Origin of the sequence: Mesorhizobium sp. M9A.F.Ca.ET.002.03.1.2 (assembly GCF_003952365.1) — a bacterium.
Classification (GTDB): Bacteria; Pseudomonadota; Alphaproteobacteria; order Rhizobiales; family Rhizobiaceae; genus Mesorhizobium.
Genome location: NZ_CP034443.1, coordinates 6,108,882 through 6,131,462, shown reverse-complemented (window position 1 = coordinate 6,131,462; position 22,581 = coordinate 6,108,882). Strand labels below are relative to the sequence as shown.

Here is a 22,581-nt window from a genome sequence, read left to right as displayed (position 1 = left end):
ATGGCGAAGCTGCATACGCCGCGCTGGGCATGGGTTTTGACCGGTTCCGGTCATTTTTTTACGGAGAGCTTCGCACTCATTCACCAGCTCGAGCATTGCGATGTCTTCGTGTCGAAAGCCGCCGACGAAGTGCTGCGAATGTACAAGCTCAAGCTCGATTTCCCGGACACGACGCGCGTGCTGCACGACAAGACCGCGAGTGCGATCCCGGTCGGCGAATTCTATCACGGTGTCTATCACACCGTCGTGGTGGCGCCGGCCAGTTCCAACACGGTCGCCAAATGCGTGCACGGCATTTCCGACACGCTCGCCACCAACGTCTTTGCCCAGGCGGGAAAGTGCCGGGTGCCGGCCATCGTCTTTGCTTGCGACACCGCGCCGGAACTCGAAACCATGGCGCCGCATGGGCTGGTCAAGGTCTATCCGCGCAGGATCGACCTGGAGAATACCAACCTTTTGAAGAGCTTCGAGCGGACCGAGGTGGTCGAGTCGCTCGCCGAACTCGAAGCCTCGGTTCGACGACGCCGCGCCGAGCTCGCCAGCCATGGCTGAGCGGCTGGTCTTTCTTACCGGCCATCTGGCCAAGGTCCGGCTGGAAAGGCTGCTGGCCGGACTGGGCGAGACCGGATTTGCGTGGGAGATCATCGACATCGGCGTCAAGGTCGCCGCGCTGATGACCGAAGACATCGTCAAGCGGCGGCTCACCCTGACAGGCGCCGACCGCATCATCCTGCCCGGCCGCTATCGGGGGGACATCGAGCATCTGTCGAACCATTTCGGCGTGCCTTTCATACGCGGCCCCGACGAGATCGCCGATCTGCCGGCCTTTCTCGGCCGGGCGGGCGAGCCGCCAGACCTTTCGCGTCACGACATGCGCATCTTCGCCGAAATCGTCGATGCGCCGATGCTGTCGCTCGAGGCGCTGGTGGCGCGCGCGCAGGCGCTGGCCGCGGCCGGCGCTGACGTCATCGATCTCGGCTGCCTGCCGGAAACGCCGTTTCCGTTGCTGGCAGACGCCGTGCTCGAGCTGAAGGCACGGGGCTTTCTGGTCAGTGTCGATTCCGCCAGCACGGACGAATTGTCGATCGGCGCGCGCGCCGGTGCGGACTATCTTCTCAGCCTCGACGAAAACACGCTGCCGCTGGCCTCCGGCCACAAGGCTGTGCCCGTGTTGATCCCGTCCACCCCGGGCGATCTGGATTCGCTCGGGCGGGCCATCGAAGCGGCGCAAAAGGTCGGCGTCGCCTTCATCGCCGATCCGGTGCTCGACCCGATCCATTTCGGCTTTGCCGCCTCGCTCGGGCGCTTCATCGAGGCGCGCCGTCGCTGGCCCGAAGTCGAACTGCTGATGGGCACCGGCAATCTCACCGAATTGACCGACGCCGACAGTTCCGGCGTTACCGCCGTTCTGGCCGGGCTCTGCTCGGAGCTGCAGATCCGAAACCTGCTTGCCGTGCATGTCAGCCCGCACACGCTGCGAACGATCGAGGAGCACGATATTGCGCGGCGCATCCTGTTTGCCGCCAGGAACGACGGTGCGCTGCCGCGCAGTTACCATCCGGGCCTCCTGCAGGTTCACGACCGCAAGCCGTTCACCGCCTCGACCGGGGACATCGAGGCATTGGCGGCAGAGGTGCGCGACGCCAACTTCCGCATCATGACCGCCGAGGACGGCATCCATGTTTTCAACGGCAAGGGGCATGCGGTTGCCACGGATGCGTTCGAACTCTTTACCGGGCTCGGCGTCGAGGCCGATGGCGCGCACGCCTTCTATCTCGGCGCGGAACTGATGAAGGCCGAGATCGCCTGGCGCCTCGGCAAGCGCTATGTGCAGGACGAGCCTCTGGCATGGGGCGTTGCCGCGCCGGCTCCCGAGACCGACCGCACCCGGCTTGCCGAAGCGGGCCACACGCTTCGCGCGAAGAAAGAGCGCTAAACCATGCCGTACATTCGCGAATCGATCATCACCACGGTCAACAAGGCCGGCAACGTCCACATCGCGCCGATCGGCATCATCGCCGAAAAGGACGGCTGGGTGATCGCGCCGTTCCGGCCGTCGATCACGCTCGACAATCTCGCCGAAGTGCCCTTCGCCATCGCCAATTACACCGACGACGTGCGCATCTTTGCCGGCTGCCTGACCGGCCGCAAGGATTGGCCAACCGTTCCGGTCGACGGATTTCCAGTGCCGCGGCTCGCGGCGGCGCTCGCGCATTCGCTCCTCGAAGTCGAAAGTGTCGACGACGATGGCATGCGGCCCCGCCATTTCTGCCGCGTGGTGGGGGAGGAAACGCATGCGCCGTTCACCGGCTTCAACCGCGCCAAGGCGGCGGTGCTGGAGCTGGCCATCCTGGTCAGCCGGCTCGGCATGCTGCCGCGCGACAAGATCGAGGCGGAGATCGCCTACCTTTCGATTGCCATCGAAAAGACCGCGGGCGAAGGCGAGAAGGAAGCCTGGGGCTGGCTGATGCAGCGTGTCGGCGATCATCTGTCGGCCGAGGATGCCGGCGGCGGGGACGCGCGGGGGTGAGCGAAATATGCTGAACCAGGGTAGGCGTCCGGGCTGACGCGTTTTAGCATGGTACACGGGTGGCGTTGATCTCAAACGGCGGTGTTCGACCGTTTTGCGGTTATTGAACCCGGTATGCACGATGACCGGAGTGGGGCCGTTTGCGGACTGACCGTTCTTGGGTGTGGCCAGATCGAAAGCGGACATCCGACTTTCGAACGCGATGTCCGCATGTAGACCAAGGCAGACTCGTGACTGGCTTGGAGCAGACAAAGTTGCAGCCGCGACGGATGCGAAGTTGATCCACTGCTACAGGCCGCGTTCAGTCCCTGCCCGGCGTGCTAGTGTAGTGCCGTTCGCGCGGCACGACGGCGTGAGCGAAGAACGGCGCGATGGCGGCCTCGTGGATAGAAAAATCCGTCGCCGCCAGCCCCGGAAGATGGGCAAAGGCGTTGTCGTAGTCGTCCATCTCGACCGCCGCGTCATCGCCCGCCGGCTCGATCCGCACACAGCGTTCGGGGCCGAGCAGGAGTTTCACCTGCGCGGTGGCGTTGTCGGTGGTCAGGAATATCGCGGCCTTGATAGCTTCGCGCCAGGCGACGAGGCCGCTCATAACCTTGTCCTTGCTGAGGGAGAACGGCGCGTTGCCGGTCCCGATGCTCAGCATCTGCACCTGGTCGGGCGTGATGTCGTAGGCGGTCAGCGCGTCCACCAGCGCGACCATGGCCGGGTTGTTCGCCCAAACACCGCCATCGATAAAGATGCGGCCGCTTTCCTCATGCTCCAGCCCCTTGAGATAGGTCGGCGCCGCGGACGTCGCTCGGGCCACCTTCCACATCGGCGTCTTGTGGTCGTTGCGGAAATCCTCGTGATGATCGGTCTTGAAGACGGCGATCTCGGTCTTCGGCATCATGAAGGCGGGGATCACAAGCCGGCAGGACGACTCGCCGAGAAGATGATCCTCGAAACGCCGCTTCAGGGCGCGCTCCAGTTCCTCGTGCTTTAGCTTTGGGCCGTGCAGGGCGCACCACCGCCTCCACCACCGCATCAACCTGTGCCGTGGCAGCGGCGGAAAGATGTGCCGCCCGTCGTCGCGGTAGAAGGCGGAGATTTCGGCAGCGGATTTGCTGAGGCCAAGGCCGAGGGCGATGATGCCGCCGGTCGAGGTGCCGGCGATCATGTCGAATACCGACGCCACCGGCCTACCGAAATGCTCTTCGCACAGGCGCATCAGTTCGGCGGTGTAGACGCCCTTGATGCCGCCGCCATCGAGCGCGAGGATCCTGAACGCCCTATCCGCGGGCCAGGGTTGCTTGCGCCGGCGCGTTCCCCGGCTGCTCGCGCGCCGGTCAGTGAACATCGCTCAGCACCGCCTTCACGGCCTCCGCATCGGCCTTCATCATCCGCGCCACGCTCTCGTAACCCACGCCCGGCGCGAGCCATGTGCCGGTCATGTGCCACAGTTCATAGTAGGTTAGCCATTCGGCGGTCCACAGCACTGTGGTGTCGGCGATCAGGTCGGTCGGCGACCACTCGCGGCCCTCGGGATCGAAAAGGCACAGGCCCGACTGTTCAGGCTTGTCGGCATAGAAGATGAGGTGGGGGATTTCCGCGAAAGCGCCGCCCGGGCGCGGACGCAGCGGCGGATCGTCCACGATCACGTAAGGCAGAGACATCGTGACGGGATGCCAGCAGATGACGATCGTATAGAGCTGCGCCTTCGGCCGCAGCGGCCCCTGCCAGATCAACGTCCCGTCGCCAAGGCGCCGGCCTGCAAAGTCCGGCCACTGGCGGCGCATCGCCGCCAGTTGCGCAGCAGGAGAGCGCCGGAGGGCGGGCTCAGATTTCATCCTCGCCGCCGAGGATCATAGGATGGAAGTTGTGGCGTGGGACCTCGCGGTAGGCCTGCGACGCCGGGACGATGGCCGGGGCGGCGATGGCGCCGCTGCGCGGCGCGGCGAAGAGCTGGCCCGGCTCCTGACGGCGGTCGTAGCGGGCGGCCATGGCCTCGCGCTGCGCCTTGCCGACGCGCTCGCCGAACAATTCGTCGATGGTCTTGGCCATGTCGTCCAGCGGGGCGATCGCCATCTGTTCGAGGCGGGCGCAAAGATACTCAAGCTGCTCGGCGAACATCTTCATGTCCTTGACGCCCGCAGCGCCCTCGGCCGGCCAGCGGTCGTTGATGCTGTCGGGATGGTAGGAGGGATTAAGCTCGCGCGGGCGCGTGCCGGAGGCGATGTGGTGGCGCATGATCTTGGCCGTCGAATCGGCGAGCGCGAAGAGCTGCGCCGCGAGGCCCTGCGGGACGTAACCGACATCCCCGGCCCGCTTGGTCAGGTAGATCGAGGGCGGCCGCTTCACCGGCAGGCCCTTGTAGAGCAGATTGAGGAAACGCTTCAGTAGCTTGAGCGCGACGGCCTCCTGCGCGTCGATCGCACTCGGGATCATCGGCGGCAGATCGACCTGGTCGGCCTTGGCGACGACCAGCCTTTCATTCTCGTTGAGAAGCGGCAGCCGGTCCCGCCCCGCCGCGCCGCGGTGGCGGCTCAGGATTTCCTTGAACGCCTCCTGCCCGATGCCGACCGTGCGGCGGAACCACGACGTGAAGCCCCACGGGTTGGACGGCACGCGGGACGAGTCGCCCTTGTCGGGCGAGTGGAAAATCTCCCCCGCCCGCTCGATCGCGATGCGGGCGCGGCGGTCCATGATGGTCACGTCCATGTGCATGAAGGCGAATTGAAGCTGGACGCAGCGTGTGCAGCGCACGATCTTCACGACGCCGGGAAAGCCCTGCAAGGACTCCTCAAGGAGGTCGAGCGCCCGGTCATTGTCCCAATGCGCCGGCACGTCGATCTCGACGATTGCGTCAACGTCGAACCGGTCGTCCTCGGTGCCGCTGACGATCGTCGTGCTGGTGGCGATTGAGCCCTGCGCGTAGATCAGGCTGACGCCGTCTACGAGATAAGGCGCTAGCGGGCCGCCCTTGCGCTCCAGATGCTGCTTGAGAAGGCGGTAGCGGTTGTCCGCGACGCGGCGGTCGCGGGGGCTCAGTTCGATCAGCGCCGCGACGTCGAGAAGCACTTCGTCGAGGGCATCGGTCTGCCGGAAGGGGTTCAGATGCTGGTTCATGGGCGGGGGTCCCTATGCTGGCGCGCCGGGTCTTTCCAACGCTTTCATAAAGATTAAGTTGTACATTGACCAAAGTCAAACTGTTCTGGTACAAAATCGTATGGCGATGTGTTCGCCATGAGATTCAAACGGTTAGAGGTGACGGATGGCGCTGGCGGACAGGATCAAGGCGTTCCGGATGAGGAAAAAACTGTCCCTACAGGAGCTTGCCGATTCTGCCGGGGTATCGAAGGCGCACATCTGGGACCTTGAAACGGGGCGCAGCAAGAACCCGTCGATGGACCTCCTGATTAAGCTCGCCAACAAGCTTGAAGTCGCCGTCGTTGACCTCGTCGGTGAGAACCCGGACGCTGAGGAAGAGGGCTCGCGGGTGCTGGGCATGTACCGCGAACTTAAGAACCTGTCCGACCGCGATCTCGATGTCATCAACTCGATGATTGAGCGGTTGAAGAGCAAGGATACCTGACATGCAGGTGACTCGGCTCGATCTCGACGGCACCGGATCGCCCGAGGGTCTGGTCACCAAAATTCTGAAGGCCGAACCGGGCCTGACCTACCCCATACCCATCGAAGAGCTGGCCGAGGCGCTCGACATTATGGAAATCGGCGAGCTGGAGACGAAGGGATTTGAGGGCAGCCTCCTGATGCTCGAACACCGCGCGGCTGGCAGCATACTCGTCAACAAGGAAGCGCGGGGCGGACGGCGGCGCTTCACAATCGCGCATGAGCTCGGGCATTTTTTGATTCCGAGCCACAAGCCCGTAAAGGGCGACGTGTTCCTATGTTCGCGCGACGACATGCGCATGTGGTCGGCGGCGGAACAGGACACCTATGCCCGCATGGAGGTCGAAGCGAACAAGTTCGCGGCGCTGATGTTGATGCCGCCGCCCCTGCTGCGCCCCTATCTTGAGCGCAAGCGCGATCCCGATCTGGCGCATGTGCTCGCGCTTCACGAGGATTTTGACGTCAGCAAGGATGCTGCCGCCCGCGCCTACGCACAGTACCACGGTGCGGTCGTCGCCGTTGCCGTCGTGCACGATAGCAAGGTCTTGAGGGTCTACCGGCCGCCCAAGTTTCCACGCCTTGGCGCGCTTGAGGGGCAACCGGTCCCGCGCTCCTCTATCTACTGGCGCACAAGGCAGTCGGGCACGTCGCTGTCCGACCTCGTCGAGGGCCAAGCGGGCCACTGGCTGGAATCGGACTGGGGGAAAAAGCTCCCAGTCCTCTACGAGCAGGTCCTACACCAGCAGATGGAATATGCGCTGGTAATGCTGTGGCCCGAGTTCGCGGAGGAAGACGAGGACTACGATCCGGACGAGGACCGTACGTCGAAACAGCGTCTTGCAGAGCGTCTCGCGTCGAGCCGGCAGCGCAGCTGATTTCGCTATAGGTAGCTCACACGTCAAAGGAAGGACCGCCACTGGTGCCAAGATAGCAACCTGTCGTAGCGACGCAGATGTCCGCTTCTGGAAAAGCGTCATCATGGCGGCAGCGGCCGAAATGAGGGCGCGAACCGGACATGCGCCGAGCGGGTGCCGAACGCGAACTTTCCACCCTGTTGCGACCTGCGCGCGCGGTCCGATTTTTGATGCGCTGGTACGGGTTGAGATCTTTCAAGCCGGGCCAATTCCAGGGCGGTGAGCATCTACAATTGAGATCCCGCCAACAGCGCTACCGCTGATGCAGGCGCCACGCTGCTGGCTTCGCCGCGAACGGTGTCATTTGCGGGGATGATGTCGGCGAAATCGACGAAGCGGCGTTCCATGCGTTCGGCCAGCCGCCTGATCTGCCAGCGGCCGGTTCCGGCGCCGACGATCGGGGCATCCCGGGCGAGCGGCCCAGCGACCAGCGACGCCGCGTCGTGGATCTTGCGCAATTGCTGCTCGCTGAACCAGCGCGCGACTTCGCGCCATTCCGGCGGGGTCAGGTCGGCGGCGTCGCGCCCGATCATGCGCGCCAGCCGCGCCATCGAACCGTCGATCGTCTTTTCCTTGCCGTCGGCGGAAGCGTGCCTGTCGTCCTTCTCGTCGAGTACGCCGAGGATCCGGTGCGCGTCGGCGATCGAGGCGAAATACTCGTTCATCAGCGGTGTCAGCCTGCCACGGACGGGGGCCGACGCGGCCACGCCGAACAGGAACGTCCTGGTGAAGCCGGTATAGACCAGTTCGCCGGTCAGAAGCCGTTCGGCATCGGTGTAGCCTTCATTGGCGACAGTGCCATTGCTGACGGCGATGATGTCGGTGGTGGTCGAGCCCATATCGACGAACAGGGCATCGCCGGCGCGTTTGGCCACCAACGATGCCGTCGCGTGCCAGTTGGCGGAGGCCACATCGGTGCTCAGCCGCGCCGCCTCTTCGACCCTGACAAAGCCGGACCGCCCGGCGTAGATCAGCTTTTCGCCCGGAAAACGGGTCGAAATCTCGTCCAGCAGCGCCGCGACGCCGGCATCGCGGGACGGAAAGATGTCGGCCAGTTCGCCGGTCATGGTGAATGCGTTGAGGTCGGCGTCCGCATAAATCGGAGCCGCTTCGTCGAATGCCGAGGTCAGCTTGTCCAGCCCTTGCCAAAGCGGCGTGGCGATCGTTACCGCCTCGACGATGCGGCCGTCTTCAGCGCGCGTCACCTTCAGATGCGCGCCGCCAATATCGAAGCCGGCAATGATGCTCTTTCTTTTTTCCACACTTCAAGCTTTCATGACAGGGACAGTTGGCCAGGGACAGTTAGCGGGCGAGAAAAGCGTTGCGTATCATTCCGGTTCTCGACCTGAAAGGCGGCGAGGTGGTCCGCGCCTGGCAAGGAGAACGCGATCGCTACAGGCCGATCGTCACGCCGCTCAGCCAAAGTTCCGATGTCGTCGCGGTGGCCGAAGGCCTGCGCGGGCTTTACCCGTTCCCGACCTTCTACATCGCCGATCTGGATGCCATTGAAGGCGGAAGGCCGAACAGGGGCGCGCTTGCCAGGCTGCAGGCGATGGCGGAGCCGCCGGAGCTTTGGGTCGATGCCGGCATCGCTGACGAGAAAGCACTTTCGGCGGCACTTGCCGAACGTCGGCTTTATCCGGTCCTGGGTTCCGAATCGCAGCAGGACGACGCGCTGTTGCGGCGCTTTTGCGATCATCCGGACCTTATCCTGTCGCTGGATTTCTTCGACGACGGGTTTCGCGGTCCGCCATCGTTTCTCGACGAGCCGCAGCTTTGGCCGCAAAAGGTGATTGTCATGACATTGGCCAAGGTCGGCTCCGCCTCCGGTCCCGATTTCACGCGGCTCGAAGCGATCAAGGCGAAGGCTGGAAGCCGCTCGGTGATCGCGGCCGGCGGGGTGCGCAACGAGACCGACATTCGCGCTCTTTCGTCACTCGGTATCGCCGCGGCGCTGGTCGCGACCTCGCTGCATGACGGCACGCTCACGCCGGGGCACCTCGCATCGCTTGGCACCTGACATTCGCGCGACCTCGATGACGCCTAGCCGGGATCGAATTCGCCCTTCATCGTTGTGCGTTTTAGACCTTTGTGTCTCGCGCGGCTCTTCCTTCTCCCCTTGTGGGAGAAGGTGGCCGAGCCCACGGGTCTTGCCTCCGGCAAGCCCGAGGACAGGCTCCGCTCGGTCGGATGAGGGGTGTTCCAGCTTGGCACCGCCGGCGATCCTTCCAGCACCCCTCAACCGTCTTGGCGCTACGCGCCAATCCACCTTCTCCCACAAGGGGAGAAGGCAAGATCGGGCAGCGCCGTTCGCACGATGCTCTAAAGGCCCAGAAGCTTCTTCAGGCGGCGCAACAGACCCTCCGGCTCCGCCGGGGGTTTTGCCTGTGCGGGGCTGTCTCTTGTCTAAGCGGCGAACGGATGCTTCACCTGGTCCCGCTGGGACGTGGCTTCGGCGGCCGTCGGCGTTCCCGAGACCGCGCGCTGGATGGCTTCCTTTGTCGCCTCGTAATTGTATTTCTGGATCTTGGCGTCGTCCGCCGCGTCCCAATGGATGAAAACGCCGACGCAGATGAACAGATCGTCCGCCTCACTGGCGGGAATGATGTCCTCGGCGACGGCATCCTGCACGGCTTTCGCAACCGCATGCTGGGCCGGACCGAACATCTGGACGGCCTGCTTGGCGCCCTTGATCGTGACCTTGTTGAACATCACCGTATTGGGCTTGCACTGAAGATTGGGCGCGATCACCGCCAAAAGGGAGGTAAAGCCATCCTTGTTGTTGGTGAGTGCGTTGCAAAATGCCGTTTCGACCGCGCTCCCCCGTGGGCCGATGAGCAGGTCGACATGCGCCACTTCGTTGCCGTCTCCCACCAGCGATTCACCGACCATTACTTTCGAGATCTTTGCCATGCCAATTTCCTCCAAGACACAATTATGGTGTCCAAAGACGCCGCAACCGAGCGAGCGCTCGATGGACAGCTATCCTTGTTGGCAGCGCCCGGACGTCCGGACCGGTTGGCTGGATAGCCGCGGAAGCACTGCTCCCGCATCTGGAAGTCAACCACCAACGCTGCGATTATGCAAGGCGAACGCCGAGGATGTGGACTAAAAGAGTAGCCACGGTCAGATCGGCCGAGGTGCCGGGATTGATGTTGTCCGCCTTCAGCCGGCGGTCAAGCTCCATGAGCAGGCGAATGCGGGACGGCTCGTCGTCGTCGGCATGCAGCGCCACTTGTACGGCAAGGGCTTCCTGCCGCGCCTGATTTGCGGCTTCAGCTCCATGGTTGCGCATCACATGACTGTCGGGGAAACCCGAAAGAAACGCCATGTAGGCGAATACCGTCGGCCACATGCCGACTTCCCCGCGGGCCATCGCCGCTTCCAGAGCCGCAAGCCCGACGCCGAACACGTCGCCGAAACAGGTAACATACTGGCGGGCGACCATGTCGCGGCCGGCCGCCTCCCGCATCGCTTCGCTGAGATGAACCTTCGGCTCCTCCCGCACATCGTTCGCGGCCTCTCCAAGGCCGCCTGGCGCGGCCGTGACGATCGCCTCGAACACCGCCCTGGTATCGTCCGGGCTCATCCCTCGCAGGAGTGCGTCGAGATTGTCGCGCAGTCGAGTGTCGTGCAGTGGGGCGCCCGTCATTTCGGCGGCGCATAGCAGAGGCCCCGACAGGAGGATGATGCCGAGGTTGGTATTGGTCGCGACCGCCAGGCGTGTCGCGCGGACCGCTTCCAGCATGCGTTGTCCGACCGGCAGGCGAGGATCGGTCAGCGGCCCGGACGAGACCTCGGCGCTCATCAAGAACTGGGCGGCGGACATGCCGTGCCCGTCGGCGAACAGATGGACGTTGCCGGGTTTCAGCGCCTCGATCTCCATCCGGCAGGCATCCTCGTAGGCCGTCCGGAGGCGTTCTCGCGAAAGCGCCCGGCTCGTCACGAATTCGCCGGCGCCGTGAAGCGGTAGGGGCGCGCTGCCTCGGCGCGATCGGCCAGGAATTTCAGCAGGGCGTCGGCGATCGCATCGGCGATGTTCACCGCGACGACCGACTGGAGCCCGGACCAGGCGGGCATGCTGTTGACCTCCAGCACGAACAGCTTGCCGTCGGCCGCCGGGACGATATCGACGCCGGCGAAATCCGCGCCGATAGCAGCAGTGGCGGCTCTTGCCAGCGCCGCCAATTCGGTTTCGCCATGCCCCGAAATCAGCCCTGAAACCAGTTCGGGCACTGCCCCGCGATTGACGTTGGTGATCCAGTCGTCGCCACGGCGGCTCATCATCGCCAGGACCTCGCCGGCGCAGACGAAAACGCGAAAATCGCGGAAGGGAGGGCCGGGACGCGGCACGTAATGCTGGAGATAATAGACGCCGTTCACCTCGTCGTCGGCGGGGAGATCGGACAGTTTTTCGATCAGCCTGATGCCGCGGCCCTGCGCGCCGAAAAGCGGCTTCAGCACCAGCGGCGTGAACGGCAGTTCGCGCTCGGCGACCGCTTCGGCCATGGCACGTCCCTCGACCGCGAATGTCGGCGGCGTCGGCAGGCCGGCATTGTTCAGGAGGAACGTCGTCATCGACTTGTCGACGCAGCGTTCTATCGCCTGCGCGGAATTCCACACCGGAACGGAAAGCTTGCCGAAGGCGTGCAGCACGCCGAGGCGCCGGGTGACCGCTTCGAACGATCCGGCGGCGACCGAACGGACGAGCACGGCGTCGGGCAGCGTGCCGTCGAAGCCGGGAATCGAAAGTCCGCTCGGGCTGCCGGTGTCGAACGCGATCGCCGCCAGCGGCACGGTTGCGACCATGGCGCCCCGCCGCTCCAACCTTGCCGCCAGGCCTTTGGAGCGGGTGTCGGAATTGTCGCTGGCGATGAGGATGCGCGGGATCATGCAGCGCCTCGGATACCGGTATACCGAAGGCGTGGGCGGTTCCATACCATATGCGCCGCCATGTCTAACCGAGGCTCCGTTCGAGCATCCGCAGATCACGCTCGCCGGCGCGAAACGTATCGCCGGTTTCGATCGCCGTCACGATCACTTCGGCCGGGCTGAACAGCAGCGGATCGATGGCATAGAAATCACCCTTGAACCGCTTGAAGATCTCGGCGAAGGGGTGGCCGTGGTCCCGCGAGGCGCGGCTCGGCAGTCGCTCCGCGAGCTCCCCGGCCTCTTTCGACGAGCCTTTTACGAAGAGCTGGACGCAGCCGCCATAGATGATGGCATCGTTGGTTCTGCCCATGGCGGTCAGAAAATCCGGATGGGGGCGGGGATTGGTGCCACGCCGATGCCGTCGACGATGTTTTCCAGCGGAAATTTGAGATCGTTGGCCTTGTGCAAGGCAACCTCGAGCGAGCGCGCAACGATCTGCACGCCGCCCGCAAGGCTTTGTGTCGGCGCATAGAGGAAGGTGAGCTTTTCGGCTGCCAGTCCGGTCGCCTTGCCGACTTTCTCAACGATCGCCCGTGGCGGCGGTTCGGCCGTCTCCAGAATAAGCACGGCGGACGACGCGGTGTCGCGATAGGAAAGTGCTTCTTCGAACAGCGGTTCGACGCGGGCGAGCGCCCGCGCCGGTCCCGATCCCATGGCGAAATAGCCCTGGCTCGACAGATTCCAGCCCGCATACTGGCTGCCCAGGCAGGCAAGCACCGGCTGCGAAGACCGCACTTCGACGGTGAACGGCCATTTCTGCGAGGCGCGGTCCATGAACGCCGAAATACTGGCGAGACCGCCCATCGCGGCTTCCGCCATGCGCAGCCCCGCCTCGACGCCGCCCGCGGCCTTGGCGCCGGCATCGATCAGGCACTCGCCCAATGGCCCCCTGGAAACGGCGATACGCAGGCGTTCGGCGTCGTCGATCATGCCGTCGACGATGCGCTGCGCATTGTCGTTGAGGAATGCCGAACCATCTTTCATGTCCGGTCTCCTTCCCATTGGTGTTGCAATTGGCTGGCCTGTCCCTTGATGAGCCGCCTCGTCAAATCGGCGCTCGGACCGCGCGCGAAGACGGTGCAGACAGGGTCGCCGGCAATCAGACGGGTGCCGGGCGACTGATGGTCGGCAGTCCATTCAGGCCAGGCAATCGATGGAAAGTGGGCGATCGGCGCCGCGGCGTAGGTCACCATCGAGGCCATCGAATCGACGAAGCGCGGCAGGCGGTAGGCCCTGCCTGCCGCGGCGCGCAGATGCGCTTCGACCAGCGGCGCGTCAGCATCGTCGAAAATGTCGAGCGTGGCGCCCGGTCGCGGATTGATCTCGATGAGCGTGTAGCCGTCCGGTCCGCGAATGAGATCGGCGCTGCACAATCCAACCAGGCCGGCGCGGCGCGCCAGACCTGATAGCCAGCCGCGGATGATTTCAGCCTGCCTGCGGTCGAAGCGTCTCAACCGCACGGCGCCGCCGTAGCGATAGGGCGCTGCCGGGGCAGGCGACGCCCATTGCCGGCTGAAGCCGACGATATCAGCGGTCTGGCCGTCGCCGACGAACAGGGCCGAGATGCTGCGGCCGGCAATGAAACGCTGGAAATAGCGGCCGGTGGCCGGGGTTTCGCCGGCTGCCCGTCTGATATGCGAGCCGCCGGCGGCGCCCGCGGTCTTGACCACCCAGTTCTCCGGATCGGGCGGCCGGTCCCATCGGAATTCCGGATGCGGGATGCCGAGTTCGGCGCAATCGGCGGCCAGCGCTTGCGGGTCCTTGATCCTGCGGATCGCCGCGCCGCTGTTGCCGGCGAGCGGAAAATGGCGCGCGATCTCGTCGACGGTCTGCGTCATCCGCTCGAAACCCGAGCCCAGGATGATGGCGACCGGCCGGTCGTCTCCAGCCAATCGCCGAAGCGTCTCGATGATGCGCTCGCCGTCGATGCCGCTTTGCAGGTCGCCCGGCAGCATCGTCGCGCGCTCGGCAAGCGCGACCGTGTCGGTATCGCAAAAGAAATCGGCGACCAGCGGACGATAGCCGGCGCGGCGCGCGGCGGCAGCCAGCGCCCGGCCCGAAATCGCGGCGATCAGGACAGATCCGGCGTTATTTGGCGATTTCGCGTGCAAGGGAAAACGCTTCCTGGAAATCGAGCGCGATCGTTTTTTCGGATTCGATCATTCTTTTGAAGAGGCCGAATTCGACCTTATATTTCACGTTGCCGATGGCAAGCGGACCAATGCCGACAGCTTTTGCCGCTTCGAGCGGATCGCCGTTGGCATTGACGGCGACGCCTTCGATGCCGGCCGGCGGAACCGCATTGACGTCGGCGGCAATGAGCAGGCAGTCGCCTTTCAACTGGGCTTTCGAGACCACCTGGACGCCGGCCTTGGCGCAAGCCAGGATCACTTCGCTCGCCTCGACCAGCTTCGTCTTGCGGGCGTCGCTCGATCCGTCGGCCGCGTCCACGGCGATGTTGAATCGGCTTTCGATTTCGGCCGCGATCTGCTTGACCCTTTCGATGCCGTCATGGCCGACAAGCGTGACCTTGGCGCCCTCCCTGGCGGCGATGACTGCGGTGCAGAAGCCGACGACGCCGGTGGCGCCGAAAACAGCGATCCTCGTGTCCTTGAGCCCGCGCGCGAATTTTGTCTCCAGCGCTTTTTCGACCTTGGCCACCATCGCCGCTGCCGTGGTGAACGAGCCGGCCGGGTCGGCGAACACCGAAACCTGGAAGGGCGGCACCATCGACTTCTTTGCCGCGTCGAACATGTCGAGCGCCAGCGAGGCATCCTTGCCGGCGATGAAGATGCCGGTATCGACGCCCGCATCGGGCGGGCGCGAGAAGATCGCGTCCTGCACCAGGCCTGTCACCTCGCCGGGGCTTACATCGACATAGGGGACGACGGCGTCGAAGCCTGCATCGAGCGCCATGTTCACGTCGAAAGGACTCATGTGCTTCAACGGCGTCAGCATGTGCAGGATGTGTTTGCGGGCCATGTCTCGCCTTTCTCCTTGTACGTGATCGCGTTGCCGAGCCGTCAGCTGCCGACGAGATCGAGTTTGGTCGAGCTGATCTTCGCGCCGGAATTCCTGCCCTTGATGATTCTGATCTCGATGCCGTCTTCAACGGTCTGTTGAACCGCGCCGACGAACCGGGCTGCGGCGTCTTGCGACGGGGCGAAGGCAAATCCTGTCGGCCCCCACGAACTCTGGCCGATGCCGACGGCGCCTGCTCCGTTGAGAGCGTGGGCCACTCTCTCGACCCGCTTTGAGGTGAACACGCCGCCTTGCGCCGGGGCGAAATGGGTGCCGATCAGCATCTGGATCGCGGTGACGGCGGCGCCGAAGGCCGGCAGGTCGTGCTCGACCAAGGCCGGCATGATGCCCATCAGCACCCGGCGGCAAATCTCACCGCTGCCGGACGCCGGGAAGGGCGGCAGCGCACGAAACGCCGCGACCTCGGCATCGCCATGCAGGCCATGCCCGCCATGGTCGAGGATCAGGATGACGCGCCACTCTTCCGGGAACGGCAGGCGCGCCACGACCGGCGGCGGCCTGCCGCTGTCGTCCTTGCCGGCGTCGACAATGACGCCACCGCGTTCGAAACTGGCGATGCCGATGCCGGAGCGGCCGCCGCGCTCCAGCAAGGTCGCGTCGCCGCCGATGTCGAGGGGGAGATTGTGGAGCGTGCGCAGCGCCGAGGCGACGGCAAGGGCGATCTGCGTGCCGGAACCCAGGCCGGCATGGCTCGGGATCGATTGTTCGACCACCAGGCGGTGCTGGCCGCGAAGGCCGAGATGCCTGCAGAGCGTCGACAAATGCTCGCCGGCGCGATCGCTCTCGGTGCCTTCGACGATGGTCTCGCCGGACCGCGACAGGGTGACGACGGTTTCGGGTTCGCTCAGCGGAAGCCCGACGCTGCCAAAGCGACGCCCGGCATCGCCATTGAGATCGAGGAAGCCAAGATGCAGGCGGGCGGGCACTCGTATGGTAACAGAATTCGACATCTACCCCCCGATGGGTGCATCATAGACGCATCATGGAAGTTTAGGTGCCCGTCGCCATGATAGCTGTTTTCGTCAAAGGGGCAAGCCGGAGAGAGCATTCGTTTTATCTACTTTGGTCCCGGCGGAGATAGACCGGGCAAGTCGCGGAGGTCGAGATGAGCGAGACAGCCAGGGAGAAGGTCTATTCGGAAGCCGAGATTGCCGACCGGCTCGAGAAGGAGCTGCCGAAATGGCGCTACGAGAACGGCTGGATCCGGCGCAAATACAAGACCCACAGCTGGAAATCGACACTGATGGTCATCAACACGGTCGGCCATCTCGCCGAGGCGGCGTGGCACCATCCCGACATCACCGCCTCCTATGCCTGGGTCGAGGTGCGCCTGATGAACCACGCAGCGAAGGGCATCACCGACAAGGACTTCGAGCTGGCCAAAAAAATCGAGGACGTCGTCCAGTGGCAGCCGGCCAAGGAAGGCGGCGCGCTGGAGGGCACCCCGCCGACCGATCAGCGCTTCGCTTACATCAAATATGATTAAAGCGCGTCGCGTCGATCGGATTCGGCCGACGCGCTTTAAATCTTTGTTTTTATGCATGTCGTTGTCCCAAAATCGAGTTCACTTTTGGGCGACATGCATTAGGCGCGGTCGGAATTTGTTGATGGCTTATGAAAACATTCGCTAATCTGCTGGCAGGCGGGGTTCACGGCCAATCCAGTTTCGTCTAGGATCAGGTCGGCACCAGAAAGTAGCGTAGTGGATGGCGGTTGCTTGGATCGGCAACCGGGAAACGCTGGTCGAGCGCGCGGCTGCGCATGCCGCCGCGCTGTTGGGGTCAAGCCGGTGCCCGGTTTTCAGCCTGGATACGGATATACACGGCACCAGGGCGGCGATCGCGCTGGCTGAGCGGGTTGGCGCGGCATACGATCATGCCGATGGCGCGGCGCTTTCCCGGGAGACCGCGCTTTTTACCGACAAGGGCGCGATGACCGTCGCGCCGGGCGAGACGCGCCGGCGCGCCGATGTCGTGGTGATCGTGGGCGAACTCCCGCAGATCCACCATGAATTCGTCGGCGAACTGGCAGAGACGGTTCCCGATCTCTCGGCCAAGAATCAACGCGAATTCTTTCTGGTCGGGCCGAACGGGGCGTCTGGGCCGCCCTTGAACAACGGGCGGACGGCGACGCTCCTGTCCTGCGGCGAGGCAAGCCTCAGTGCTACGCTGGCGGCGCTGAGGGCGCAGTACAGGGGGCGTCGGACATCGCAGCCGGTGTCGAATTTCGACGATTTCGCCAAAGCCCTGGCGGCTGCGCGTTTTCCAGTCTTCCTGTTTTCAGGCGACGCAACCGAAGGGCTGGCGCTGGAGATGCTGCAAGGACTGATCGCCGATCTCAACCGCACATCACGCGCATCCGGCCTTCATCTGCCGGCCAGCGAAAACGGATGGGGAAGCGCGCTCGCCTCGACCTGGATGACGGGTTTTCCACTGCGCACGGGCTTTGCGCGCGGCTTCCCGGAATTCGATCCCTGGCGTTACGATGTCGCGCGCATGATCGCTGCCGGCGAAGCCGACCTGCACCTGCGAATCTCCTCCTCAATTGTCCAGCCGCAGAAGAAAAGGCACCGCATGGCGCTGATCGCCTTGACGAAGACCAAGGAGCCGGTCCCGGGCGCCGCGGTCACCATCGCCATCGGCGAAGCGGGCGTCGATCACGAGGCGGTGGTCTATTCCAGCCGCACCGGTTCGCTGAGATCGGTCGATGCGCGAGCGGCGTCCGAACTGCCCTCCGTTGTGACGGTCATCCGCCTGGTCGCCAGTCATATCTCGGCCGAGGCCGCGCTGCCATGCTGACGAAAATCGCCGGCGGCGACATTATCGATCCCGTCAACGGCCGTCTCGGCAAGGGCGACCTCTGGATCAGCGACGACAAGGTCGTCGCGGCGCCGGCGGGAGGCGCTGCCGACCGGACCATCGACGCCGCCGGCTGCATCGTGATGGCGGGCGCCATCGACATCCATTCCCACATCGGCGGCGGCAATGTGAATACGGCACGGCTGCTCTTGCCCGAGCAGCATGCCGCGCATCAGGCGCGGCCGGCGGCGACGCCGCTCTCCAATGCGGGCTGGTCGACTTTCCAGACCGGCTGCCTCTACGCCAAGATGGGTTTCACCACGGTCGTCGAGCCGGCGATGTCGCCGGGAGCCGCACTTCACACCCATCTCGAACTGGCCGACATCCCGATCATCGACAAGGCAACGCTCGCCATTCTCGGCAACGACGATTTCCTGCTGTCGATGATCCGCGACGCTGCCCCCCGACGATGATCGAGGACTATGTCGCCTGGACCGTCGCCTCGACGCGGGCGCTTGGGGTCAAGGTGATCAACGCCGGCGCGGCGGCCGCCTTCAAGGAAAACGTCCGCACCTTCTCGCTCGACGATGTGGTGCCTTCCTATGGCGTCAGCTCGCGCACAATCGTCAAGACGCTGCAGGCCGCGGTCGACAGTCTCGGCGTCCCGCATCCGCTGCATGTCCATTGCAACAATCTGGGCAGCCCCGGATCGGCGGATACGGCGGCTTCGACGATGGCGGCGGCGGAAGGGCTGCCGCTGCACCTTGCCCATCTCCAGTTCTATGGCTACGGCACGGAAGGCAAGCGCAAGTTTTCCTCGGCCGCGGCGCGTCTTGCCGAACTGGTTAATGCGACGCCGGAAGTCACCATCGACATCGGCCAGGTGATGTTCGGCCAGACGGTCACCATCTCCTCCGACGTCATGCGGCAGTTTTCGGCGCGTGGCAGTGCTAGCCCGAAGAAGTCAGTCATTCATGACGGCGACGGCAATGGCGGCGGCATCGTGCCCTACAGCTATGGCAAGGATTTCTATGGCACGATGCAGTGGGCGATCGGGCTCGAGCTTTTTCTGCTGATCGACGATCCCTGGCGGGTCTTCTTCACCACCGATCATCCCAACGGCGCCCCCTTTACCGCCTATCCGGCTCTGTTCGAGCTGCTGATGAGCCGGGAGGCGCGCACCGAGATGATCGCCGGACTCTCGAAATCCGCCATGGCGCTCTCCACCCTGGCGGCAATCGACCGCGAATACACGTTCGAGGAGATCGCCATCATGACGCGGGCGGCGCCGGCCAAGCTGCTTGGGCTGACCGATCGAGGCCATCTCGGCGCCGGCGCCATAGCCGACATCGCGATCTACCGCAGGGACGGGGATATCGCGAAAATGCTGGGGCAGGCGGCATATGTCTTCAAGGATGGCGATCTCGTCGTGCAAGACGGGGAGATCACCCATTACCGTTGGGGCAAAGCGCTCAGGCTCAATCCGTCGCCGGACAAGGCGATGGTGCGCCGCTTGGAGGACTATCACCAGCAGCGTTACGGCCTGTCGCTGGACTGGTTCAATTTCCCGGATTCCGCGATCGCGCGCGAACAGCCATTCGGCGAGGTGGCATGCCGAACGTGAGCGTAAATGGCATAACGATCGACGATACCTTTGCCGAGGCCTTCGGCATGCGCGCGACCGCCATCATCATCACCGCGCCGAACCGGAAATGGGCGCGCCAGGCGGCGATCACGATGACCGGCTTTGCCACTTCGGTGATCGGCTGCGGCTGCGAAGCGGCAATCGATGTCGAACTGCCGCCATCGGCCACACCGGATGGCCGGCCTGGCTGCCGCGTGATGATCTTCGCGATGGGGACCGACGAACTACAGAAACAACTGCTCAACCGCGTCGGCCAGTGTGTCTTGACTTCGCCGGGTTCGGCCTGCTTCGCCGGACTGGAGGGCAGCGCCGCGTTGAAGCTCGGTTCGGCGCTGCGTTATTTCGGCGACGGCTGGCAGATCTCCAAGAAGATCGGCGGCAGGCATTTTTGGCGCGTTCCCGTCATGGACGGCGAATTCCTGTGCGAAGCAACGACCGGGCTGACGAAGGAGGCCGTCGGCGGCGGCAATTTCTTCGTCATGGCTGAAAGCAGCGCCAAGGCCTTGGTTGCCGCAGAGGCCGCGGTCGCCGCGATCGGCCAGGTGCCCGGCGCGATCGTGCCGTTTCCGGGCGGCATCGCCCGTTCGGGTTCCAAGATCGGTGGCAAATACAAGGGCATGATCGCCTCGGCCAACGAAGCCTACGCGCCGACGCTGCGCGGTGTCGTCAGGAGCGAGCTCGGCCCCGACATCAACGCCGTTCTGGAAATCGTCATCGACGGCGAGACCAACGACGCGGTAACCGCGGCAATGAAGGCCGGCATCAAGGCCGTCATCGATCTCGGGCCGTACGAAGGCGCGGTTCGCATCAGCGCCGGCAATTACGGCGGCAAGCTCGGCAAATTCATCTATTCGCTGAAGGATATGCTGCCATGAAGGCGCTGACCTTCACTCTTGTCGCCGAGCCGCCCGAGCGCCTTGACCTGTCGCCGCTGACCCCGGAGCGGCTTGCCGGGATCGAAAGGCACGATATCGAAAAAATCCAGATCGGCATGTCGAAGCATGGATCGAAGGTCGGCGATATTTTTCGCGTCGCCGGCAACGATCCGCTGGACATCGTCTTCGAAGGTGGAAGCGCGCGCCTCGACCGCGTGGCGGAAGGCATGCGGAGCGGTTCGGTTCGCCTCGTCGGCGATGCCGGCGCCCGGGCCGGGCGTGCCATGCGCGGCGGCAAGCTCACGATCGAAGGCAATGCGGGTCCGCATGCCGGCTCCGGCATGCGCGGCGGCAGGCTTGAAATAACAGGCAACGCCGGCGACCACCTCGGGGCGCCGCTCGCCGGGGAGCTGGCCGGCATGAATGGCGGCGTGCTGATCGTCAGGGGCAAAGCGGGCGCTTTTGCCGCCGACCGCATGCGGCGCGGCCTGATCGCGGTGCTGAAAGGCTCAGGCGACCATGCCGGCAGCCGCATGATCGCCGGCACGCTGGTGGTGGCCGGCGGTACCGGCGAGATGCCCGGCTATCTGATGCGTCGCGGTTCGATCCTTCTCGATCGCGCACCAAAAAGCCTGTCGCCGAGCTTCGTCGAATGCGGCGCGCCGGAAAGCGTCTTCGCCGCCGTCATCGATCGCCATCTGATCGCCGAGGGTATTTTGAAACGGCCGCTTCTGGGCAACGCGCCGCATAAATATGGCGGTGACAACGCGGTGCTTGGACTGGGCGAGGTCCTTTTCCCTCGCTGAGAGACTGTTTGGAACTCGATGAGGCCGGGCTGCAAATGGCGTTTTCCTGCGCTCCGATGCTCACGTACATGATGTACGCTCCGCTCCAGCCTTCGCCGGCCGTAGCCCTCATAGGCGCCTCCGCCAGATGAAGGCTACGGCCGGCATAGGCCGGTGCTCGGAAAACACCATTTTCGCCGCGGCCTGATCGAGTTCCAAACAGTCTCTGAGGCGTTGCGGCCATACATAGCGCAGCCGATATGACCGATCTCTCATCGTGATTTTCCGGGAAGACGCGGGTTTTCGGGCGGGGCACCCAGTTCCGACCGTGCCAGACGCTTTGGTCTTATCCATTCGGTGCGTGCTTTTTCGGATAGTACCAGTCCATGGCCCGGCCGGTCGGGCGCATAGGCGTAACCGTTCCGGATTTCGATGGGCTGGTCCACCAGATGGTCGAAGTTCTGGAATGAGTATTCCAACCACTCGACTTCAGGGAGGGCGGCCGCCATATGCACGCCGACCTCCAGAAAGGTGTTGCCGATGCTGACCGGAATCCCGAGCTCGGCGGCTAGCCAACCGATGCGCATGACATCGGTTACCTGGCCGTGGACATTCAGGACGTCGGCTGCGTGGGCTTCCAGAAGAAGCCGCTTGCCCTCGAGATCCAGATACTCCCCGCTGTTGATCTGGGTCCATGTCACTGCGTGCCTGAGCGTTCTCAGCCCTTCGTAGTCGTGCCTCAGGATCGGATCCTCGACCCACAGAAGGTCGTGGCCGGCATCGCGGATCGCCACCAATTTCACCAGCGCTTCCTTCGAAGTCCACGCCTCGTTCGGATCGATCATGATTTTCGACCCTGCCGGCACGCAGGTCTTCAACAGCGCCAGGCGCCGCAGATCGCGGTCGAAGTCCGGATGGCCGACCTTGATCTTGAAAGCGGAGTAGCCGAGCGACGCCGCGTGGGAGAACAACGAGACGAAGGCCTCGTCGTCGAGGTGGAAATCGAGACCGCTGGCGTAAGCACCCACGCGATTGCGGCGACTGCCAAGCAGGACATGAAGGGGCAGGCCGGCCTCTTTTGCCGCAAGGTCCCAAAGCGCCACCTGAACGGCCTCGTGAAAAGGCAGGGAGTAGGCCCGCTGGTTGCCGCCGCGCGGGCGGTTCACACGGTGAACCAGCGCGATCGCCTTGTGTCCTTTCAGCGCCGGCCAAACCTCGTTCTCGAAAACGGTCTCGATCTCCGTCTGGTCGGGCAGGGGAGTGAAGAGCGTCTGGACGAAGCCCAGTCCGACCTCACCAGTTTCCGAAACGAGTTCCAGAGCGGCAATGTTGACATCGTCCGCGCGAACCTGACTGTCCCCGATTACCCGGTCGCGGGCGAACTGAAATCGGGTTATACGAAAATGCGAAAGGCTCATCACAATGACCTTCTGATCGTTTAATAGTGT

Annotated in this window: 21 protein-coding genes and 2 pseudogenes; 11 read left to right on the top strand and 12 right to left on the bottom strand. The window is 64.2% G+C overall.

What is annotated here, in order from left to right:
* Genes EJ066_RS29785 through EJ066_RS29775 form a run of 3 tightly spaced genes read left to right on the top strand, consistent with a single transcriptional unit; the run spans position 1 to position 2,530 of the window.
* The gene (locus tag EJ066_RS29785; RefSeq protein WP_126043455.1) at positions 1 to 552 is read left to right on the top strand and encodes a flavoprotein; all 552 of its coding nucleotides are present in this window, start codon (positions 1 to 3) and stop codon (positions 550 to 552) included.
* Entirely contained in the window at positions 545 to 1,936 is a 1,392-nt protein-coding gene (locus EJ066_RS29780; RefSeq protein WP_126043454.1) for a DUF6513 domain-containing protein, read from the top strand. Before EJ066_RS29785 ends, EJ066_RS29780 begins: the two co-directional genes overlap by 8 nt.
* 3 nt (positions 1,937 to 1,939) lie before the next feature.
* The gene (locus EJ066_RS29775; RefSeq protein ID WP_126043453.1) at positions 1,940 to 2,530 is read left to right on the top strand and encodes a DUF447 domain-containing protein; all 591 of its coding nucleotides are present in this window, start codon (positions 1,940 to 1,942) and stop codon (positions 2,528 to 2,530) included.
* A gap of 301 nt (positions 2,531 to 2,831) precedes the next feature.
* Here EJ066_RS29775 and EJ066_RS29770 read toward each other — a convergent pair whose 3' ends face one another.
* The 3 genes from EJ066_RS29770 to EJ066_RS29760 are packed head-to-tail and all read right to left on the bottom strand — an operon-like array spanning position 2,832 to position 5,638.
* Complete coding sequence (locus EJ066_RS29770) at positions 2,832 to 3,869, bottom strand: CBASS cGAMP-activated phospholipase (protein ID WP_126043452.1); 1,038 nt, start codon at positions 3,867 to 3,869, stop codon at positions 2,832 to 2,834.
* Entirely contained in the window at positions 3,859 to 4,359 is a 501-nt protein-coding gene (locus EJ066_RS29765; RefSeq protein ID WP_126043451.1) for a hypothetical protein, read from the bottom strand. Before EJ066_RS29765 ends, EJ066_RS29770 begins: the two co-directional genes overlap by 11 nt.
* Positions 4,349 to 5,638: a nucleotidyltransferase gene (locus EJ066_RS29760; RefSeq protein WP_126043450.1), complete on the bottom strand. Its 1,290-nt coding sequence runs from the start codon at positions 5,636 to 5,638 to the stop codon at positions 4,349 to 4,351. The genes EJ066_RS29765 and EJ066_RS29760 overlap by 11 nt, the downstream gene beginning before the upstream one ends.
* Before the next feature lie 145 nt (positions 5,639 to 5,783).
* Between EJ066_RS29760 and EJ066_RS29755 the strand changes: the two genes are divergently transcribed.
* Positions 5,784 to 6,104, top strand: coding sequence for a helix-turn-helix transcriptional regulator (locus tag EJ066_RS29755; RefSeq protein ID WP_126043449.1), 321 nt, complete (start codon positions 5,784 to 5,786; stop codon positions 6,102 to 6,104).
* A gap of 1 nt (position 6,105) precedes the next feature.
* The gene (locus EJ066_RS29750; RefSeq protein ID WP_126043448.1) at positions 6,106 to 7,017 is read left to right on the top strand and encodes an ImmA/IrrE family metallo-endopeptidase; all 912 of its coding nucleotides are present in this window, start codon (positions 6,106 to 6,108) and stop codon (positions 7,015 to 7,017) included.
* Between the two features lie 266 nt (positions 7,018 to 7,283).
* On the opposite strand, the gene EJ066_RS29745 is transcribed toward EJ066_RS29750, so the two are convergent.
* Entirely contained in the window at positions 7,284 to 8,318 is a 1,035-nt protein-coding gene (locus EJ066_RS29745) for a hydantoinase/oxoprolinase family protein (protein ID WP_126043447.1), read from the bottom strand.
* Positions 8,319 to 8,377: 59 nt separating this feature from the next.
* On the opposite strand from EJ066_RS29745, the gene EJ066_RS29740 reads away from it, so the two are divergent.
* On the top strand, positions 8,378 to 9,076 hold the full coding sequence (locus tag EJ066_RS29740; RefSeq protein ID WP_126043446.1) for a HisA/HisF-related TIM barrel protein: 699 nt from the start codon (positions 8,378 to 8,380) through the stop codon (positions 9,074 to 9,076).
* A gap of 386 nt (positions 9,077 to 9,462) precedes the next feature.
* Here the strand turns inward: EJ066_RS29740 and fae are convergent, their stop codons facing one another.
* From fae to EJ066_RS29705, 7 genes and pseudogenes are all read right to left on the bottom strand, one after another.
* Positions 9,463 to 9,969 carry a formaldehyde-activating enzyme gene (gene fae / locus EJ066_RS29735; RefSeq protein ID WP_126043445.1) on the bottom strand — a complete coding sequence of 169 codons (507 nt, stop codon included), beginning with the start codon at positions 9,967 to 9,969 and terminating at the stop codon, positions 9,463 to 9,465.
* A 166-nt stretch (positions 9,970 to 10,135) separates the two neighbouring features.
* On the bottom strand, positions 10,136 to 10,942 hold the full coding sequence (locus EJ066_RS29730; protein WP_126043444.1) for a triphosphoribosyl-dephospho-CoA synthase: 807 nt from the start codon (positions 10,940 to 10,942) through the stop codon (positions 10,136 to 10,138).
* A 56-nt stretch (positions 10,943 to 10,998) separates the two neighbouring features.
* The gene (locus tag EJ066_RS29725; RefSeq protein ID WP_126043443.1) at positions 10,999 to 11,949 is read right to left on the bottom strand and encodes a RimK family alpha-L-glutamate ligase; all 951 of its coding nucleotides are present in this window, start codon (positions 11,947 to 11,949) and stop codon (positions 10,999 to 11,001) included.
* A gap of 64 nt (positions 11,950 to 12,013) precedes the next feature.
* A pseudogene (mch, locus tag EJ066_RS29720) lies at positions 12,014 to 12,918 on the bottom strand (methenyltetrahydromethanopterin cyclohydrolase).
* A 50-nt stretch (positions 12,919 to 12,968) separates the two neighbouring features.
* Positions 12,969 to 14,099, bottom strand: coding sequence for an ATP-grasp domain-containing protein (locus EJ066_RS29715; protein WP_245455030.1), 1,131 nt, complete (start codon positions 14,097 to 14,099; stop codon positions 12,969 to 12,971).
* Complete coding sequence (locus EJ066_RS29710) at positions 14,077 to 14,970, bottom strand: NAD(P)-dependent methylenetetrahydromethanopterin dehydrogenase (RefSeq protein ID WP_126043442.1); 894 nt, start codon at positions 14,968 to 14,970, stop codon at positions 14,077 to 14,079. The genes EJ066_RS29715 and EJ066_RS29710 overlap by 23 nt, the downstream gene beginning before the upstream one ends.
* A 41-nt stretch (positions 14,971 to 15,011) precedes the next feature.
* Complete coding sequence (locus EJ066_RS29705) at positions 15,012 to 15,980, bottom strand: beta-ribofuranosylaminobenzene 5'-phosphate synthase family protein (RefSeq protein WP_126043441.1); 969 nt, start codon at positions 15,978 to 15,980, stop codon at positions 15,012 to 15,014.
* Between the two features lie 155 nt (positions 15,981 to 16,135).
* Here EJ066_RS29705 and EJ066_RS29700 point away from each other — a divergent pair, with 155 nt between their 5' ends.
* The 5 genes and pseudogenes from EJ066_RS29700 (at position 16,136) to EJ066_RS29680 (ending at position 21,154) form a co-directional block, all read left to right on the top strand.
* Entirely contained in the window at positions 16,136 to 16,516 is a 381-nt protein-coding gene (locus EJ066_RS29700) for a 4a-hydroxytetrahydrobiopterin dehydratase (RefSeq protein ID WP_126043440.1), read from the top strand.
* A gap of 220 nt (positions 16,517 to 16,736) precedes the next feature.
* Positions 16,737 to 17,828, top strand: coding sequence for a tungsten formylmethanofuran dehydrogenase (locus tag EJ066_RS29695; protein ID WP_126043439.1), 1,092 nt, complete (start codon positions 16,737 to 16,739; stop codon positions 17,826 to 17,828).
* Positions 17,822 to 19,452 (top strand): annotated as a pseudogene (locus EJ066_RS29690) (formylmethanofuran dehydrogenase subunit A). The gene EJ066_RS29695 and the pseudogene EJ066_RS29690 overlap by 7 nt, the downstream one beginning before the upstream one ends.
* Complete coding sequence (gene fhcD / locus EJ066_RS29685) at positions 19,440 to 20,348, top strand: formylmethanofuran--tetrahydromethanopterin N-formyltransferase (protein WP_126043438.1); 909 nt, start codon at positions 19,440 to 19,442, stop codon at positions 20,346 to 20,348. The pseudogene EJ066_RS29690 and the gene fhcD overlap by 13 nt, the downstream one beginning before the upstream one ends.
* Entirely contained in the window at positions 20,345 to 21,154 is an 810-nt protein-coding gene (locus EJ066_RS29680; protein WP_126043437.1) for a formylmethanofuran dehydrogenase subunit C, read from the top strand. Before fhcD ends, EJ066_RS29680 begins: the two co-directional genes overlap by 4 nt.
* A 251-nt stretch (positions 21,155 to 21,405) precedes the next feature.
* On the opposite strand, the gene EJ066_RS29675 is transcribed toward EJ066_RS29680, so the two are convergent.
* Positions 21,406 to 22,551 (bottom strand): mandelate racemase/muconate lactonizing enzyme family protein, encoded by a 1,146-nt coding sequence (locus EJ066_RS29675; protein WP_126043436.1) that lies wholly within the window; start codon positions 22,549 to 22,551, stop codon positions 21,406 to 21,408.
* Between the last annotated feature and the right edge of the window lie 30 nt (positions 22,552 to 22,581).

Bases quoted from the DNA above. Each gene is read 5' to 3' on its own strand.
- EJ066_RS29695 (WP_126043439.1), top strand. From the start codon at position 16,737: ATGGCGGTTGCTTGGATCGGCAACCGGGAAACGCTGGTCGAGCGCGCG.
- EJ066_RS29785 (WP_126043455.1), top strand. From the start codon at position 1: ATGGCGAAGCTGCATACGCCGCGCTGGGCATGGGTTTTGACCGGTTCC.
- EJ066_RS29760 (WP_126043450.1), bottom strand. From the start codon at position 5,638: ATGAACCAGCATCTGAACCCCTTCCGGCAGACCGATGCCCTCGACGAA.
- EJ066_RS29765 (WP_126043451.1), bottom strand. From the start codon at position 4,359: ATGAAATCTGAGCCCGCCCTCCGGCGCTCTCCTGCTGCGCAACTGGCG.
- EJ066_RS29705 (WP_126043441.1), bottom strand. From the start codon at position 15,980: ATGTCGAATTCTGTTACCATACGAGTGCCCGCCCGCCTGCATCTTGGC.
- EJ066_RS29675 (WP_126043436.1), bottom strand. From the start codon at position 22,551: ATGAGCCTTTCGCATTTTCGTATAACCCGATTTCAGTTCGCCCGCGAC.
- fae (WP_126043445.1), bottom strand. From the start codon at position 9,969: ATGGCAAAGATCTCGAAAGTAATGGTCGGTGAATCGCTGGTGGGAGAC.
- EJ066_RS29750 (WP_126043448.1), top strand. From the start codon at position 6,106: ATGCAGGTGACTCGGCTCGATCTCGACGGCACCGGATCGCCCGAGGGT.
- fhcD (WP_126043438.1), top strand. From the start codon at position 19,440: ATGCCGAACGTGAGCGTAAATGGCATAACGATCGACGATACCTTTGCC.
- EJ066_RS29770 (WP_126043452.1), bottom strand. From the start codon at position 3,869: ATGTTCACTGACCGGCGCGCGAGCAGCCGGGGAACGCGCCGGCGCAAG.
- EJ066_RS29730 (WP_126043444.1), bottom strand. From the start codon at position 10,942: ATGGAGATCGAGGCGCTGAAACCCGGCAACGTCCATCTGTTCGCCGAC.
- EJ066_RS29780 (WP_126043454.1), top strand. From the start codon at position 545: ATGGCTGAGCGGCTGGTCTTTCTTACCGGCCATCTGGCCAAGGTCCGG.
- EJ066_RS29775 (WP_126043453.1), top strand. From the start codon at position 1,940: ATGCCGTACATTCGCGAATCGATCATCACCACGGTCAACAAGGCCGGC.
- EJ066_RS29755 (WP_126043449.1), top strand. From the start codon at position 5,784: ATGGCGCTGGCGGACAGGATCAAGGCGTTCCGGATGAGGAAAAAACTG.
- EJ066_RS29725 (WP_126043443.1), bottom strand. From the start codon at position 11,949: ATGATCCCGCGCATCCTCATCGCCAGCGACAATTCCGACACCCGCTCC.
- EJ066_RS29710 (WP_126043442.1), bottom strand. From the start codon at position 14,970: ATGGCCCGCAAACACATCCTGCACATGCTGACGCCGTTGAAGCACATG.
- EJ066_RS29700 (WP_126043440.1), top strand. From the start codon at position 16,136: ATGAGCGAGACAGCCAGGGAGAAGGTCTATTCGGAAGCCGAGATTGCC.
- EJ066_RS29680 (WP_126043437.1), top strand. From the start codon at position 20,345: ATGAAGGCGCTGACCTTCACTCTTGTCGCCGAGCCGCCCGAGCGCCTT.